The 14,408-nt window shown below is 70.3% G+C and carries 18 protein-coding genes and 5 pseudogenes; 18 read left to right on the forward strand and 5 right to left on the reverse strand.

Annotated features, from left to right (window positions below; all coding sequences use genetic code 11):
• Positions 1 to 145 precede the first annotated feature (145 nt).
• The 3 genes from G7085_RS20185 (at position 146) to G7085_RS31325 (ending at position 1,660) form a co-directional block, all read left to right on the forward strand.
• Positions 146 to 391 carry a hypothetical protein gene (locus G7085_RS20185; protein ID WP_197512225.1) on the forward strand — a complete coding sequence of 82 codons (246 nt, stop codon included), beginning with the start codon at positions 146 to 148 and terminating at the stop codon, positions 389 to 391.
• 243 nt (positions 392 to 634) lie between these two features.
• Positions 635 to 793 (forward strand): hypothetical protein, encoded by a 159-nt coding sequence (locus tag G7085_RS20190; RefSeq protein WP_197512226.1) that lies wholly within the window; start codon positions 635 to 637, stop codon positions 791 to 793.
• Between the two features lie 321 nt (positions 794 to 1,114).
• The gene (locus G7085_RS31325; RefSeq protein ID WP_269451930.1) at positions 1,115 to 1,660 is read left to right on the forward strand and encodes a helix-turn-helix transcriptional regulator; all 546 of its coding nucleotides are present in this window, start codon (positions 1,115 to 1,117) and stop codon (positions 1,658 to 1,660) included.
• A 207-nt stretch (positions 1,661 to 1,867) separates the two neighbouring features.
• Here G7085_RS31325 and G7085_RS20200 read toward each other — a convergent pair whose 3' ends face one another.
• The gene (locus G7085_RS20200; RefSeq protein ID WP_197512227.1) at positions 1,868 to 2,743 is read right to left on the reverse strand and encodes a helicase HerA domain-containing protein; all 876 of its coding nucleotides are present in this window, start codon (positions 2,741 to 2,743) and stop codon (positions 1,868 to 1,870) included.
• A gap of 286 nt (positions 2,744 to 3,029) precedes the next feature.
• On the opposite strand from G7085_RS20200, the gene G7085_RS28195 reads away from it, so the two are divergent.
• The 7 genes and pseudogenes from G7085_RS28195 to G7085_RS20225 all read left to right on the forward strand — a co-directional run bounded on the left by G7085_RS28195 (position 3,030) and on the right by G7085_RS20225 (position 6,658).
• On the forward strand, positions 3,030 to 3,212 hold the full coding sequence (locus tag G7085_RS28195; RefSeq protein ID WP_331715837.1) for a DUF1254 domain-containing protein: 183 nt from the start codon (positions 3,030 to 3,032) through the stop codon (positions 3,210 to 3,212).
• A gap of 223 nt (positions 3,213 to 3,435) precedes the next feature.
• The gene (locus tag G7085_RS28200) at positions 3,436 to 3,846 is read left to right on the forward strand and encodes a DUF1214 domain-containing protein (RefSeq protein WP_331715838.1); all 411 of its coding nucleotides are present in this window, start codon (positions 3,436 to 3,438) and stop codon (positions 3,844 to 3,846) included.
• 1 nt (position 3,847) lies between these two features.
• Entirely contained in the window at positions 3,848 to 4,237 is a 390-nt protein-coding gene (locus G7085_RS20210) for a DUF6325 family protein (RefSeq protein WP_197512228.1), read from the forward strand.
• A 456-nt stretch (positions 4,238 to 4,693) separates the two neighbouring features.
• Positions 4,694 to 4,753 (forward strand): annotated as a pseudogene (locus G7085_RS35725) (hypothetical protein); the annotation flags it as partial.
• A gap of 116 nt (positions 4,754 to 4,869) precedes the next feature.
• Complete coding sequence (locus G7085_RS20215) at positions 4,870 to 5,286, forward strand: GAP family protein (protein WP_269451932.1); 417 nt, start codon at positions 4,870 to 4,872, stop codon at positions 5,284 to 5,286.
• Between the two features lie 38 nt (positions 5,287 to 5,324).
• Complete coding sequence (locus G7085_RS20220) at positions 5,325 to 6,020, forward strand: DUF1254 domain-containing protein (RefSeq protein WP_197512229.1); 696 nt, start codon at positions 5,325 to 5,327, stop codon at positions 6,018 to 6,020.
• 14 nt (positions 6,021 to 6,034) lie between these two features.
• Positions 6,035 to 6,658 (forward strand): DUF1214 domain-containing protein, encoded by a 624-nt coding sequence (locus G7085_RS20225; RefSeq protein WP_197512230.1) that lies wholly within the window; start codon positions 6,035 to 6,037, stop codon positions 6,656 to 6,658.
• A gap of 3 nt (positions 6,659 to 6,661) precedes the next feature.
• Here G7085_RS20225 and G7085_RS20230 read toward each other — a convergent pair whose 3' ends face one another.
• From G7085_RS20230 to G7085_RS31340, 4 genes are read right to left on the reverse strand one after another with little or no spacing between them, the layout of a single operon-like run.
• Positions 6,662 to 7,135: an MFS transporter gene (locus tag G7085_RS20230; RefSeq protein ID WP_197512231.1), complete on the reverse strand. Its 474-nt coding sequence runs from the start codon at positions 7,133 to 7,135 to the stop codon at positions 6,662 to 6,664.
• 5 nt (positions 7,136 to 7,140) lie between these two features.
• A complete protein-coding gene (locus G7085_RS31335) occupies positions 7,141 to 7,263 on the reverse strand; it encodes a hypothetical protein (protein ID WP_269451933.1) in 123 nt (40 codons plus the stop codon).
• Complete coding sequence (locus tag G7085_RS20235) at positions 7,257 to 7,811, reverse strand: MFS transporter (protein ID WP_331716039.1); 555 nt, start codon at positions 7,809 to 7,811, stop codon at positions 7,257 to 7,259. The genes G7085_RS31335 and G7085_RS20235 overlap by 7 nt, the downstream gene beginning before the upstream one ends.
• On the reverse strand, positions 7,808 to 7,942 hold the full coding sequence (locus G7085_RS31340) for a hypothetical protein (protein WP_269451934.1): 135 nt from the start codon (positions 7,940 to 7,942) through the stop codon (positions 7,808 to 7,810). Before G7085_RS31340 ends, G7085_RS20235 begins: the two co-directional genes overlap by 4 nt.
• A gap of 71 nt (positions 7,943 to 8,013) precedes the next feature.
• Between G7085_RS31340 and G7085_RS20240 the strand changes: the two genes are divergently transcribed.
• The 8 genes and pseudogenes from G7085_RS20240 to G7085_RS33435 all read left to right on the forward strand — a co-directional run bounded on the left by G7085_RS20240 (position 8,014) and on the right by G7085_RS33435 (position 14,407).
• A complete protein-coding gene (locus G7085_RS20240; protein ID WP_197512233.1) occupies positions 8,014 to 8,463 on the forward strand; it encodes a hypothetical protein in 450 nt (149 codons plus the stop codon).
• Between the two features lie 181 nt (positions 8,464 to 8,644).
• Complete coding sequence (locus tag G7085_RS20245; protein ID WP_197512234.1) at positions 8,645 to 8,950, forward strand: hypothetical protein; 306 nt, start codon at positions 8,645 to 8,647, stop codon at positions 8,948 to 8,950.
• Positions 8,950 to 9,596: pseudogene (locus G7085_RS20250) on the forward strand (lysophospholipid acyltransferase family protein). The gene G7085_RS20245 and the pseudogene G7085_RS20250 overlap by 1 nt, the downstream one beginning before the upstream one ends.
• Positions 9,597 to 9,758: 162 nt before the next feature.
• Positions 9,759 to 10,520 carry a D-alanine--D-alanine ligase gene (locus tag G7085_RS20260; protein ID WP_331715839.1) on the forward strand — a complete coding sequence of 254 codons (762 nt, stop codon included), beginning with the start codon at positions 9,759 to 9,761 and terminating at the stop codon, positions 10,518 to 10,520.
• A 135-nt stretch (positions 10,521 to 10,655) separates the two neighbouring features.
• Positions 10,656 to 10,868: pseudogene (locus tag G7085_RS28205) on the forward strand (D-alanine--D-alanine ligase family protein); the annotation flags it as partial.
• A pseudogene (locus G7085_RS31350) lies at positions 10,855 to 11,788 on the forward strand (thiamine-phosphate kinase). The pseudogenes G7085_RS28205 and G7085_RS31350, both read left to right, overlap by 14 nt.
• A gap of 80 nt (positions 11,789 to 11,868) precedes the next feature.
• A complete protein-coding gene (locus tag G7085_RS35730) occupies positions 11,869 to 12,273 on the forward strand; it encodes a hypothetical protein (protein ID WP_231979757.1) in 405 nt (134 codons plus the stop codon).
• 10 nt (positions 12,274 to 12,283) lie between these two features.
• Positions 12,284 to 14,407 (forward strand): annotated as a pseudogene (locus G7085_RS33435) (DNA translocase FtsK 4TM domain-containing protein).
• Position 14,408 lies beyond the last annotated feature (1 nt).

Here is a 14,408-nt window from a genome sequence, read left to right on the forward strand (position 1 = left end):
CTACCGTGACGCGACGGGCAGGCTGGTCTACCGCTGGAATGAACAGTTCGCGAGCTCGTGTCGCGCGCTGCTCGCCGACTCCGATGCAGGTAGGGCGCGCGAACTGCACTCCAGGGCGGCGAGATGGTTGTCGACCGTGGTGCCCGTGCAGGCGATCGCACACGCCCTGGAGTCGGGTGACGACGATCTCGCACTGGAGATCATCCGCGACCAGTGGATCCGGATCGTCACCGAGACCGGAGCCCGGGCGTTGAACGCGCAGTGCCTGACCCTCCCGTCGCGCTGGCCCGGCACCCCGACATCCTGTTCATCCGTGCGGCCTGTCTGCACCTGCTCGACGACAACCTCGGTGCGCGCCTGCTGCGGAGCCAGGCATACGCGGCCGGGGTGAGGGACCCGACTGCCGGGACACGCGCACGTTCACCTCGCTGATGGTCTTGGAGGACCACGCGGCCCTCAGCGCGGCCGCCGATGAGGCGAGGGCCATCATCGGGTTCGGCAGGACCGACCCGGTGATGAACGCCTACCGACTCTTCCTGCTCGGATGGGTCGAGGTGCGGCTGCGGCGTGACCTCGCGACGGCCGTGCAACTCCTTCGGGCCGCCTCGGGGAGGCGGCCGCTGCCGGGCGTGACGTGCTCGCCCGCCGCGCGGCGGGAAACCTGCTGTTGGCGCTCAGCTACGGCGGCCGGTTCGCCTCCGCCCGCCAACTCCTCGAAGGGCACCCGCCGAGGACCCGGAGGACGACTGGCACCGCTACGACGGTGGCATCGCCGCCTTCGCCAGCGGGTTGACCGACTACTGGCAGGGGCGGCAGGAGTCGGCGCAGAGGACCTTCCAGGCGTTGGCCGACACGGCGGGACACGGGGCGTCATACTCCGCGTTGGCCCGCGTCTTCGTCGCCTTCTGCGCCGCCGACCAGGGCTCGCCCGAGGCGGTCCAGTCCGCGCGGGGGCTGCTGGCCGGGGTCAGCTCCGAGGAGGCGCAGGGCGTCCCGTGGCCCGCCTACCGCGCCATCGCCGAGGCCAGGCTCCTTGCGGCCTCGGGGAACCTGAGGCGGCGTTCGCCGTCATCGACGCCCTGGCCGAGGCCCCGACATCCCGGTGGTGCGCGCGATGGCCGCCGAACTGCTGCGCAGCGGCGGACGGCTTGCCGATGCGGCCCGTCAGTTGCGTGGCATCGCGCCGTCAGGCATGCAACTGTCCTACGTCGCGGCCGGCGCGACCCTGACGGCCGCGCTCATCGCGCACCAGCACGGCGACCACGAGCGCGCGCACGAACTGCTCGAGCGGTCGCTGGATGCGGGCGTCCCGGAGGGGGTGGTGCAGCCGTACCGGTCGCGCGATCCGCGCCTGAGGGAACTGCTGGCGGCGCACGCGGCGTGGGGGACGGGTCATGGCGCGTTCGTCGCGGCCCAGGTCGCGGCGCTCGATGAGACCCGCGGCGCGACGCCCGGCCTCGGGGAGCCTCTCTCGGCACGCGAGCGGGAGGTCTTCGGCTTTCTCCGCACGAGCATGACGGCCCAGGAGATCGCCGACGCCCTGTTCGTCTCCGTGAACACGGTGCGCACCCACCAGCGGGCCATCTACCGCAAGCTGGGCGTGCCAGGCCGCCGTGAGGCGGCGAGGCTCCGACCGCAGGGCTGGTTTCCTCCGCGCTAGTCGCCGGAGCGCAAAGGCACCCGCACGTCACCACCGGCCTCCTCCGTGAGGCGGGCCCCATCTGGACGAAGGTGGGCTCGGCGATGAACCCGCCCGCGAACAGGGCCTGACCCTGTGCGAAGCCCGGGGCGCGGGCGATGTTGTGTTCGCCCGCGAAGCCGAAGATGTTGCCGAGCTCCACGAGATCGCGGGGTGCGTTGACGCGCATCAGCCCCAGGTTGTCGCATTGGGAGAGCACGTTGGGGTGGATCTTCGTCGGCCGCTGGGTCGAGAGGAAGAGCCACAGCCCGAACTTACGGCCCTCCGCCGCGATCTGCACGAGCTGCTCGGTGAGGGCCCGCTCGACCGCGGTGCGCGGTTCGGGTGAGCAGAGGTTGTGCGCCTCATCGATGACGATGAGGATCGGGCGTCGCTCCTCGCGCCGCGCCCACAGGTGCTCCAGCACCGCCAGGGCTGCGACCTTCGGCTCGGCGGGGTGCGGGAAACCGCCCAGATCCAGCACCGTGGCTCGGGGCGCTCGTCGATGATGTCGGTGACGGAGTCGTCCCGAAGGACCACAGATCCCAGTCGAGCACCTGCAGGTTGTCGATGCGGTTGGCCAGCGCCGCCATCGCGGGCTGCCCGAGGCACGCAGCGTGGCGAGGACCTCGGCGCCGTCGAAGGTGGCCGGGTCGTTCTCGCCGTGAACGAGCACGTTGTACTCCTCGGCGTCCAGGACCGGGTCGAGCTGCAGGAGAGCTGCCTTGGAGGCGGGGAGAGATCCGTGTACCGGGCGCGCAGGCGCTCCCCGGTGGAGGCCTTCCCCGAGCGGAGGACACGGATGTCGACCTCCGCCAACCGGGCCGCGTCCTCCGGGCCGGCGGTGGGGCGGGTCTCGGCAAGGCGCACGAAGTCGCCGTTCGGGTCCAGGATCAGCATCGGCAACTCAGTGTGGAGCAGCAACTGCTCAAGGATCACGCCGAGGGCGTAGGTCTTGCCACTGCCGCTCTGCCCACACCAGAAGGTGTGCCGGTTGAACCTGCGCGCGTCAAGGCGCGCCGCGTCGGCCCCGCCCAACGTCGTCCCGATGGTGAACTCGGTCATCAGCCGTCCTCTCATGCACCGGCGACGTCGGCCGCCTGGGACACAAGTCAAGCAGGCGACGGCCTCCGGGCGCAGGCCCGGCGCCGGAAATCATGCACTCTGGATGATGCGCAGTGACGGGCCCGGGAACCATCATGGTCCAGCCACCACAGAAAGGCGTGCAGATGAACGCTCCCAATCCCGTCACCTTTGCGAACTTCGTCCGAGCTGAGAGTGAGCGCATGTTCGCCGGTATCGCGGCAGCCGCCGCCCCAACGAGTGGAGCCACTTCAGGGTCCCGACGCCGGTGGAGCAGCAGACGGTGATCAGGATGAACCGGGACACGCTGTACAGCGCCGTCATCCTCGACATCTCGGAGGGCGGCACGATCACGCTTCCGGACGCCGGATCCCGCTACCTGTCGGTGATGCTGGTCAACCTCGACCACTACATCCCCGCGTACTCCACGCCGGTGGCACGTATGAGCTGACCGCCGAGGAGATCGGGAGCGACTACGTGATGGCCACGGCCCGCCTCCTCGTGGACCCGGAGGATGCCGACGATGTCGCGGCCGTCAACGCGCTCCAGGACCAGTTCAGGGCCCACTCGGTTGCCGGCCGGGCGTTCCAGCCACAGGACTTCGATCAGGAGTCCCTCGCCGCCGTGCGCGCCCCGCTGATCGAACTGGCCCGCGGCCTGGACGGGCTCGCCGGGTGCTTCGGAACCCGGGACCAGGTCGAACCGATCCGCCACCTGCTCGGTTCGGCCTCCGCCTGGGTGGGCTCCCCGAGGAGGAGGCCTACTACATCAACGTCGACCCCGGTCTGCCGACGGGCAGCTACGAGTTGGCCGTGCGGGACGTCCCCGTCGACGGGTTCTGGTCCATCACCGTCTACAACGCCGAGGGATACGTCGTGCCCAACGCGACCGGCGCCTACAGCATCAACAACATCACAGGCGTCCGCGAGCCCGACGGATCGATCATCGTCCGCTTCGGCGGCGACCCGGAGCGCCCGAACGCCCTTCCGATCACCGACGGCTGGAACTACCTTGTGCGTATGTACCGGCCACGCCCCGAGGTGCTCGACGGCACCTGGAACTTCCCGACCCTTGGAGACAACTGAGATGGATGACACCTACACGTTCGGACCGGTCGAGTTCTTCGTCATCGAGTTCGTGGGCGACGGACCCGATCCCGCCGTCCTGGCGAGCCTGGCCGAGCTGAGCGCGGCAGGCACAGTGCGCGTGCTCGACCTCGTCACCGCCGTCCGCGGCCCGGAAGGCGACGTGGTCATGACGGAGCTCGCCCAGACCTCGGCGGCCACCGCGTTACCGGACCTCGCCTTCAGGGGACTCGTGGCAGAAGAAGACCTGGTCGAGATGCTCACCGGGGCGCCCCAGGGGTCCGGAGTGGCCATCGCGGCCCTCGAACTGCTCTGGGCCACTGAACTGGCCGCCCGCGTCGCGGCCGCTCAGGGCCGGGTCGTGCGCTCCGAGCGCATCCCCGCCCGCTGATCAATGAACTGCTCGCGGCCGCCACCGCGCTGGAAGAGGAGAACTGACATGGTGTTCATCGCACGGGGAGGACGCCCGGGGCTGCTCGGCATGGCGGCGCGCACCGCCGTCGTCGCAGGCACCGCCACGGCCGTCAGCGGGGCCGTCGCACGCCGCCAGAGCGATCGTGCCTACGATCACGCCGCCGCGCAGGCCGCGCAGGTCCCGCAGCCCGCAGCCGAGCCGGCCCAGGCGGTGGCCCCGGTCGCCGCGCCCGCTGCGCCGGCCGGCGACATCGTCTCGCGCCTGCAGCAGCTCGGCGCCCTGCAGCAGCAGGGCCTCATCACCGCCGAGGAGTTCGCCCTCGCGAAGCAGCAGTTGCTGGGGGCTGACCGGGTGCTTGAGATTCTGGGGGCCGTGCTGCCCAACGCCGTCGCCATCGCCATCAGCCCGGTTCCTATCATCGCGGTCATCCTGATGCTCATGTCCCCGCGGCCGGTGCAACTCGGCCTCGGCTTCCTCGTCGGCTGGTTCGTCGGCATCGTCGTGGCCGTGACGGCGTTCACGCTGCTGGCCGGGGTGATCCCGGAACCGGCCGAGACAGGGAGGGTCAGCCCGTCATCGGCGTCATCCAGCTCGTCCTCGGCGTGGCGTTGCTGGCGCTCGCCGTCAGACAATGGCGCGGCAGACCCGAGGCCGGGACCGAGCCACAACTGCCGGCCTGGATGTCGAAGATCGACACGATGGGACTGCCCGCGGCCGTCGGCCTCGCGTTCGCGCTGGCCGCCGTCAACCCCAAGAACCTCCTCGTCTCCGCCGCCGCCGGAAGCACGATCGGTCGTTCCGGGGTCGAGACCGCTACCGCGATTGCCATCGGTGCGGTCTTCACGGTCATCGCGGCGCTCAGCGTCGCCGTCCCCGTCGTCCTCGCCCTGGCCGCACCCGCCAAGGCCGCAACCGCCCTGGCGGCACTGCGCACCTGGCTCACCATCAACAACGCCACCATCATGGCGGTCGTCATGGCCCTGCTCGGCGCACAGGTCATCGGCAAGGGCCTCGGAAGCTTCTGACCCGGTCCCCTCCCAGATCCCAGCGAAAGGAACACCGCATGCTCCCGGAACCACCCACCGGCCTGCCGGAGGCCTACACCTTCGGCTTCCCGCTCGTGTTCAACCTCGACCAGGTCAACCGCTACGTCTCCGAGGGCGTCGGGGCCAACCCCGCGGCGCCCTTCAACCGGTTCAGCCACGCCCGCACGCTGGCGGGGCCCGAGGACACCTTCGTGTCCATCAACAACGACACCCTCTACTCGATGGCCCAGATCGACCTGAGCGTCGGGCCGGTGTTGTTGTCGACCCCGGACACCGGCGGGCGCTACTACGTGCTGCAGTTTGTCGACGCATGGACCAACAACTTCGCCTACGTCGGCCACCGCGCCACGGGCACCTCCGCCCAGCGGTTCCTGCTCGTGCCGCCAGGGTGGGAAGGCAGCGCACCCGAGGGCGTGCGCGTGATCAAGGCACCCACCTCTGTCTTCTCGATCGTCGGGCGCTGGGCGTGCACCGGCGTCGACGATCTTCCCGCCGTCCACGCCCTGCAGGACGCGGCCACCCTCACCCCGCTGGATGGGGATGCGGTGGGCGCGGGCATCCCGGTGCCCGACGCTCGGGTGTCGGAGGACCTGCTGTTCCTGGAGAAGCTGCGGCTCTGGTCGCAGGCATTCCCGCCGGCGCCGAGCGACGCGACGGCGCTGGCGGCGCTCGCACCGCTGGGTGCCGCGACGGCCGGGGAGAGCCCTACGTAGGCGTCGATCCGGCGGTGGCGCAGGGCTGGGGTGCCGCGCTCGACGGCGCACGGGGTGCCCTGCTCGAGTTGCTGCGCACCGGCATGGTGCCCATCGTCAACGGGTGGCAGCTGCCCTTCCACGCCTTCGACTACAACACCGACTTCTTCGAGGTCGGCGCCCTCGACGCGCCCGCCTACACATCCGTGCCCGCGGAGTTGAAGTACGTGACCCGTGCGGCCGCGGCCATGGGCGGGTTGTGGGGAAACCACGCCTATGAGGCGGTCTACGCGCCCACCTACGTCGACGCGGACGGCGAGCAGCTCGACGGCGGCAACGCGTACACGCTCACGCTGAACCCCACCCCGCCCGCCGGTGCGTTCTGGTCGCTGACCATGTACTCGGTGCCGGAGTTCTTCCTCGTGGCCAACGACGCCGGACGCTACTCGATCGGAAGCAACACCCCGGGCATCATCTGTGGCGACGACGGCTCCCTGACCATCCACATGAGTGCCGCCGAGCCGGCCGATCCACAGGCCCGGGCGAACTGGCTTCCGGCGCCGGACGGCCCGTTCCGCCCGATGCTGCGCGTGTACGAGCCCGACGAGTCGATCGTCGACGGGCGCTATGAGCTGCCCGCCGTCGTGCGCGTCCGGTAGGCCTCACGCGGCCGCATGCTCCTCTGCGACCTCGTCGGCGGCGGGTTCCCGCAGCTCGTGCTCGTCGACGAGGCGCTGAGGAACCCGTGTGCCGACGTAGGCGGTCGACGCGAGCATGAGGACGACGACGCCCGCGATCACCACGGGGATGCCGAACAGTTCGGCGATCTGGCCGCCCACGAGCGCGCCCAGCGGCATGGCGCCGAAGGCGACCACGCGGGCCGCGCCCTGCACCCGGCCGAGCAGGTGCCCGGGCACCATCCGCGGCCGGATCGACCCGCCGATCACGTTGCCCATCACCCCGAACAGTCCTGCGCCGAGCAGGAAGCCCATCAGCGACCACAGACCGGGCCAGAACAGTGGGAGCAGGTTCAGCAGCGCATTGACGCCCCAGCAGACCACCACGACGTGCATCTCCTTGAACCGCTTGGCCGCGGGTCCGGCCAGCGTGCTGCCGATCACTGCGCCGATGGGCATGGCGATCAGGGCGAGCGACCATGCCTGCGGGGTGAGCCCTCCGCGGACCCGGGTCCGACCAGCCACAACAGGATGAGCGCGGAGATCGCCGTCCCGCCGAAATTCCAGACGCCGGCCGCGATCAGCATGGGGCGCAGCACCGGGTGTCGCCACACCGTCGAGACGCCCTCGCGCAGCTCAGCGGTGATGGAGGTGCCGACCTCCGGCTCGGGGCGACGCGCGACGAAGCTGCCGCGCAGCCCGACCGCGAGCACGATGATCGCGGCAGCCACCACCAGCGCGGGGCCCCGGTAACCCAGGCGGCACCCAGCGCCATCAGGACGCCGGCCAGCGGCGGGCCGGCGAACCCGTTGGCCACCGACTCGACGGCCAGCAGTTTCGAGTTGGCGCCGCGCAGGTCGACCGCGTCGCGCCCGACCAGCGCGGGTACCTGGGCCTGGGCCGCCAGGTCGGTGAACACCTCGGTGACGCCGTAGGCGAACGCGAATGCCACGAGCACCCACGTGCCGAGCAGGTCGAGGGCCGCCAGTGTGCCCAGGCCGCCGAGGATCACGGCGCGCACGCCGAGCCCTACGAGCATCGTCCTGCGGCGGTCCCACCGGTCGACGAGGACGCCCGCCGGGATGCCGAACACGAGCCAGGGGAGCCAGACGGCCGCGGTCAGGGCCCCGATCAGGAGGGGGAGCGGGTCAGTGTGATGGCGATCAGCGGGACGCCGGTCTGCACGATGCCGTCGGCCAGGTTGGCGAGCCCGACGGCGGACAGGTGGGCGGTGAAGCGGGGGTTGCCGCGGTGGGCCTGTGACATGTGAAAACCTCCGTTAAGATGGGTGCAGAACAAGTTATGCCAAGCTTTCTCTGCAAAGGTAACTCTGTACCATGTCCGAACGCAAGACCCAACCGAAGAGTCGTCCCGCGACGCCGCAGGAGATCAAGGCCTTCACCCATCCGCTGCGCATGGAGATGTACCGCATCCTGACCGACCGTGGCCAGGCCACCGCCAGCATGCTGGCCAAGGAGACGGGGAGAGCACCGGCCAGACGAGCTACCACCTGCGGCAACTCGAGAAGTACGGCTTCATCGAGGAGGTCGAGGGGAGGGCACCGCGCGGGAGCGCTGGTGGAAGGCGATCGGGTTCTCGTTCGACGACAGCGTCGGTGCCCCGAGCCGCTCGTCGCGCACACCGTCAACCGGTGGATGGTGGAGAAGGAGTTCGACACCATCAAGGCCGCCCTCGTCGAGTTGGAGGCCCCGGGTCGACCTGGCACGAGGCGAGCGTGCTCAGCAGCTCCAGCCCCTGGCTCACCCGGGAGGAGCTGGAGGCCATGACAGGCGAACTGCTGGGCGTCGTCGCCCGACACGCCGACGCGGCCCAGAGCCGACGCGAGGCGGGCGGCCCGGCCCCGCCCACCGTGCCGTGCGCGAGGGGAACGCCGGACCCGGGTCTTCATCAGCGCGGTGCCGCTACCACCGGCACCCGGCAGCTAGGCGCACCGCTACCCTTGCCGACATGAAACACAAGTGGCTCGCCTTCGGGCTGACGACGCTCGCCGCCCTCGGCGCGGTCGCCGTGGCCTTCACGGGGCAGGGCGGGCAGAGGGCGGCCGCCATCGCGGTGGGCATCCTGATCGCGGCGACGCTCCCGTTCGTCCGACGCCCCTGGTGGGCCTGGGCCGTCATCGGCTCCGCCGCCGTCACGGCCGTCACCGCCATCGTGCTGCGCGGCGGCGTCGGCCTGTACCTGCTCCCGACCGCATTCCTGGCCGCGGTGGCGGGCGCGTTCGACCTCGCGGCACCCCGGAAGGAGGTCGTGTGATGGCCTGGAGGCGCCCCCACTTCGACGAGACCAACAGCGAGTCCGTCTCCTGGGTCTACCGCACGATCGGCCACCTGGCCCGCAACATCGTGCCCCTGCTCGGGCGCACCCACTGGTCGGGCGGTGAGAACATCCCGCAGAGCGGCCCCGCGATCGTGGTGTCCAACCACATCGGCAACTTCGACCCCATCGTGCTGGGGCAGTACCTGATCTGGCACGGCCGCTGGCCCCGCTTCCTCGGCAAGTCCGACATCTGGAAGATCCCGGGCCTCGGGTGGGTGGCGAGGAAGTGCGGACAGATCCCCGTCTACCGCAACACCGTCCGTGCGGGCGAGTCGCTCATCCATGCCGAGGAGGCGCTCGCCGAGGGAAGCTCGTCGCCATCTACCCGGAGGGCACCATCACGGCCGATCCCGACGGTTGGCCCATGACGGGCAGGCGTGGTGCCGCCCGGCTCGCCCTGAAGACCGGCGCGCAGGTTGTCCCCGTCGTCCAGCGGGGCGCCGAGCTGGTGTTGGGCGGCAAGAAGATCGACCTGCGGCTGCTGTTCGGCCGTCGCCGCGACTTCCACGTGGTCGCGGGCCCTCCCATCGACCTCGACGCCTACCGGGGCGGGAGCTCACCCCAGCTCTCCTCGACGAGGTGACCACACTCCTGATCGACACGCTGACCTCCATGCGCGCCGAGCTGACCGGCCTCACGCCCCCGGCGGGCGCTACGACATGCGGCAGGGCCGCAGGGTGGAGATCGCGGGCGGAACCGGCGAGTAAAGTTGCGCCCGACATCCACCCTCAGGAGGTTCGAAACAGTGACCACCCGCAAGCGCGTCGCGCTCATCTTCGGCGGCCAGTCATCGGAGCACGGCATCTCGTGCCTGACTGCCTCGTCGGTGCTCAAGGCCATCGACAAGGACAGGTTCGACGTCGTGGGGGTGGGCATCTCGAAGTCGGGCCGGTGGTCCCAGGTCCCGCTCGGGACCATCGCCTCCTACGCCATCGTCGACGGCGTCGCGCCGCAGGTCGAGGAGGTCGAGCGCGAGGCCGTGTGGATGGTCGGCAAGTCCGGCTGCGAGGTCGCCACCCGCGACGGTGAGTCGCTCGTCGACATCAACGGCGTCGACGTCGCCTTCGCCCTGCTGCACGGGCCCTACGGTGAGGACGGCACCATCCAGGGCATGTTCGAGATGATGGGTATCCGCTACGTCGGCAGCGGCGTCACCGCATCCGCCGTCGGCATGGACAAGCACTTCATGAAGGTCGCCTTCGAGGCCGCAGGGCTTCCCGTCTACCCCTACGTCGTCGCCTCCGCCCTGCGCCTCGAGCAGGAGCGCGATGCCGTGCTCGCCGAGATCGCCGAGCTGGAGTACCCGCTGTTCGTCAAGCCCGCCCGCGGCGGATCCTCGATCGGCATCTCCCGGGTCACGGATCCGTCCGGGCTCGACGCGGCCATCGCCGAGGCGCAGAGGTTCGATCCCAAGGTCGTCATCGAGCAGGGCTTCGTCGGCGCCCGCGAACTCGAGTGTGCGGTGCTCGGCAACCCCGGGCCCCGCTCGGCTGCGACGCCTCCGTGATCGGGGAGATCCGGGTGCAGGCCGCCGACGGCTTCTACGACTACGAGGCCAAGTACTTCGACGAGGACGGCGCCGCACTCGACGCCCCGCCGACATCCCCTCCGACCTCGCGGAGCGGCTGCGGGGCTCGCAAAGCGGTCGTTTGCCGCCGTCGACGCGGAGGGTCTCGTCCGCGCCGACTTCTTCGTCTCCGGCGACGACATCTACATCAACGAGGTCAACACGATGCCCGGCTTCACCCGGATCTCGATGTTCCCGACCCTGTGGCAGGAGGGTGGCTTGAGCTACCCGGATCTCGTCGGTCGTCTGATCGACCTGGCGCTCGAGCGCCCGGTTGGGCTGCGCTGACGTGTCGGGCGAGTTCGAACTCATCGAACGGATCACCAGCGGACTCACCGTCCTCGACGACGTGATCCTTCCGGTCGGTGACGATGCGGCCGTGCTGCGCTTCTCCGGCGACACCGTCGTGACCACCGACCTTCTCATCGAGAACGTGCACTTCAAGCGGCAGTGGTCGCCGGCAAGGGCGGTCGGGCGCAAGGCCGTGGCGGTCAACGTCTCCGACGTCGAGGCCATGGGGCGCGGCCGAGCGCGGTCGTCGTAGCTCTGGCCTTCCGAAGGACCTCGACCAGGACTGGGTCGCAGAGTTCGAGGAGGGTGTGAAGGAGGAGTGCGCCGCCGCGCGCGTCAGCCTCGTCGGCGGCGACCTCAGCAGCGCTGCGGCCATCTGCATCTGCGTCACCGCGATCGGTGATCTCGAGGGCAGGCACCCGGTCACCCGCGCCGGGGCCCGCGCCGGCGAGGTGGTCGCGGTCAAGGGCCGGCTCGGCTGGTCCGCCGCGGGCCTGACGGTGCTGCAGCGCGGCTTCGGGTCGCCCAAGGACCTCGTCGCCGAACACCTCACCCCAGCGTCCCTACGGTCAGGGGATCGTGGCCGCCGACGCGGGCGCCACCTCGATGATGGACGTCTCCGACGGTCTGCTGGCCGACCTCGGCCACATCGTCGAACGTTCCGGTGTCGGAATCGATGTCGACACCTCGCGGCTCGAGGTACCCGACGGTGTGCAGCGGGTCTCCGCGGCCACCGGCAAGGATCCCTCGGGTTCGTGCTCGGTGGAGGCGAGGACCACGCGCTGGTGGCGACCTTCCGGCACGACGCGATCGTGCCGCCCGGCTGGACGGTGATCGGCACCGTCAACGACTCGCGTGCGGTGACGGTCGACGGTCGGCCGTGGGAGGGCACCGCAGGGTGGGACCACTTCGCCTGAGCGGCCCGCTGCCGGTTTTCGGAGCATCCGACGGCGTGGGGGATAGGTGGACGGTGTGCCTGTGGGTTAGCGTTGCGCCCATGGCGTCCCGCGGAACTTCCTCCTCAGCGCGGAACACCGGCACTTCGACGCGCTCAAAGAGCACGTCCAGCGCTGCACGTTCCAGCACCAAGAAACCGGCCACGAAGTCGTCGACCACCAGGTCGTCGACGGCCACGAAGCGCCCGGCCGCGCAGTCGCGTGCCAAGGCGCCCGCCAAGCCGGCCCCGAAGCAGGGCCCCGGCATCGGCGTCACCATCCTCAAGGGGATCGGTGCCGCGGTGATGGGGATTGCGCACGGCGTCGGCTGGGTGGCACGCAGCTTCGGCGGTGCCGAGCGGGACATCGACCCCGAACACCGGCGCGACGGGTGGGGCTCCTGCTGCTCACCCTCGGCGCCGTGGTCGCGGCCCGGTTCTGGTTCGCGCTCCCGGTGCCGTGGGTGAGTGGATCGGCATGGCGGTGGCCACCGTCTTCGGATCCCTGTCGGTCGTGGTGCCCGCAGTGCTGCTCTACGGAGCGTGGCGGGTGCTCCGGCATCCCCGCGAGGTGGACGCGGCACCGCGCACGGGGCTCGGCTGGACCCTCATCACGCTCGGCGTGCTCGGCCTCGTGCACATCGCACGCGGGCTGCCTGAGCCCACCGACATGGACGCCGTCCGGGCCGCGGGCGGCGTGCTCGGATTCGTGAGTTCCAGCATCCTGACCGACCTGCTCACCACCTGGGTGAGCGTGCCGCTGCTGGTCATCGTCACGCTGTCGGGTGTGCTGGTCGTCATCGGCCGGCCGCTGGGAGAGATCGCCGCCGGCATCGGTGCCGCCTTCGGCTCCCTGGTGGAGAAGGACGAGCCCGCGGAGCGGCTGCAGCTCGGAGTTGACGTCCCCTACGACACCCCGCTCATCGAGGACGAGCCGATCGACTACTACGCCGACGACGAGGACTCCTACGCAGGCGCGGACGACCAGATGCTCCAGCCGCCGCTCGCCGCCGCGCCCCCGCCGATCCCGAGCCTCCCGCCGGAAGGCCGGCCTCCCGAAGGACGCCCCGCGCGACCTCGAGCCCCCGCAGCACACCCCGGCCCCACCGCGCGCCGAGCAGTTGCAGCTCAGCGGCGATGTGGCCTACCTCCTGCCCGAGGACCGGCTCCTGATGGCAGGCACCAAGCCGAAGGCCCGCACGGAGGCCTCCGACAAGGTGGTCCGGCAGCTCGCCGCTGTGCTGACCGAGTTCGAGATCGACGCGCGCGTCACCGGCTACACGCGCGGCCCGACGGTCACGCGCTACGAGGTCGAGCTCGGTTCGGCGATCAAGGTCAGCAAGGTCACCGGCCTCGCCGACAACATCGCCTACGCGGTCGGCTCCAACGAGATCCGCATCCTGACGCCGATTCCCGGCAAGTCCGCCATCGGCATCGAGATCCCCAACGTCGACAAGGAGGTCGTCAGCCTCGGCGACGTGCTCCGCTCGAACAAGGCCAAGAACGACCACCACCCCATGACGGTCGGCCTCGGCAAGGACGTCGAGGGAGGCTACGTGCTGGCCAACATGGCCAAGATGCCGCACCTCCTCGTCGCGGGCGCCACCGGTTCAGGTAAGTCCAGCTTCATCAACTCGCTCATCACGTCGATCATGATGCGTTCCACTCCCGACGAGGTGCGGCTGCTGCTCGTCGATCCGAAGCGCGTCGAGCTCAACCAGTACGAGGGCATCCCGCACCTCGTCACGCCCATCATCACCAGCCCGAAGAAGGCCGCCGAGGCGCTCGCCTGGGTCGTCCGCGAGATGGACATGCGCTACGACGACCTCGCGGCCTTCGGGTTCCGCCATGTCGACGACTTCAACAAGGCGGTGCGCGCCGGGCAGGTGAAGGTGCCCGAGGGTCGGAGCGGGTGCTCACCGCCTACCCGTACCTCCTCGTCGTGGTCGACGAGCTCGCCGACCTCATGATGGTCGCGCCCCGCGACGTCGAGGAGTCGGTGGTGCGGATCACGCAGCTGGCGCGTGCCGCGGGCATCCACCTGGTGCTGGCCACCCAGCGTCCCTCCACCGACGTCGTCACGGGCCTGATCAAGGCCAATGTGCCCTCGCGACTGGCGTTCGCCACCTCGTCGATGACCGACTCACGGGTCATCCTCGACCAGCCGGGAGCTGAGAAGCTCGTCGGCAAGGGCGACGGACTGTTTCTGCCGATGGGTGCGGGCAAGCCGATCCGCGTGCAGGGCGCGTGGGTCAACGAGTCGGAGATCCGCGGCGTCGTGGAGTACGTCAGCGAGCAGCTGAAGCCCAACTACCGCGAGGACGTCGCCGTCGCGGGCGGTGGTGAGAAGAAGGTGGTCGACGACATCGGCGACGACCTCGAGTTGGTGCTCGACGCCTGCCGCCTCATCGTCGAGCTGCAGCTCGGCTCCACCTCGATGCTCCAGCGCAAGCTGCGCGTCGGCTTCGCGAAGGCCGGCCGCCTGATGGACATCCTGGAGAGCAGGGGAGTGGTGGGACCGTCCGAGGGCTCCAAGGCGCGTGAGGTGCTGGTCAAGCCCGACGACCTCGACGAGGTGCTCGCCAACCTCGCCAACGGCTGAG

This window comes from Tessaracoccus coleopterorum (genome assembly GCF_011174705.1).
GTDB classification, from domain to species: domain Bacteria; phylum Actinomycetota; class Actinomycetes; order Propionibacteriales; family Propionibacteriaceae; genus Arachnia; species Arachnia coleopterorum.

Excerpts from the sequence above, each read along its gene's own strand:
- G7085_RS31325 (WP_269451930.1), top strand. The coding sequence starts at position 1,115 with ATGGCCGCCGAACTGCTGCGCAGCGGCGGACGGCTTGCCGATGCGGCC.
- G7085_RS20200 (WP_197512227.1), bottom strand. The coding sequence starts at position 2,743 with ATGACCGAGTTCACCATCGGGACGACGTTGGGCGGGGCCGACGCGGCG.
- G7085_RS20210 (WP_197512228.1), top strand. The coding sequence starts at position 3,848 with ATGGATGACACCTACACGTTCGGACCGGTCGAGTTCTTCGTCATCGAG.
- G7085_RS20220 (WP_197512229.1), top strand. The coding sequence starts at position 5,325 with ATGCTCCCGGAACCACCCACCGGCCTGCCGGAGGCCTACACCTTCGGC.
- G7085_RS20230 (WP_197512231.1), bottom strand. The coding sequence starts at position 7,135 with ATGCCCATCGGCGCAGTGATCGGCAGCACGCTGGCCGGACCCGCGGCC.
- G7085_RS31335 (WP_269451933.1), bottom strand. The coding sequence starts at position 7,263 with ATGCTGATCGCGGCCGGCGTCTGGAATTTCGGCGGGACGGCGATCTCC.
- G7085_RS31340 (WP_269451934.1), bottom strand. The coding sequence starts at position 7,942 with ATGTCACAGGCCCACCGCGGCAACCCCCGCTTCACCGCCCACCTGTCC.
- G7085_RS20240 (WP_197512233.1), top strand. The coding sequence starts at position 8,014 with ATGTCCGAACGCAAGACCCAACCGAAGAGTCGTCCCGCGACGCCGCAG.
- G7085_RS20245 (WP_197512234.1), top strand. The coding sequence starts at position 8,645 with ATGAAACACAAGTGGCTCGCCTTCGGGCTGACGACGCTCGCCGCCCTC.
- G7085_RS35730 (WP_231979757.1), top strand. The coding sequence starts at position 11,869 with ATGGCGTCCCGCGGAACTTCCTCCTCAGCGCGGAACACCGGCACTTCG.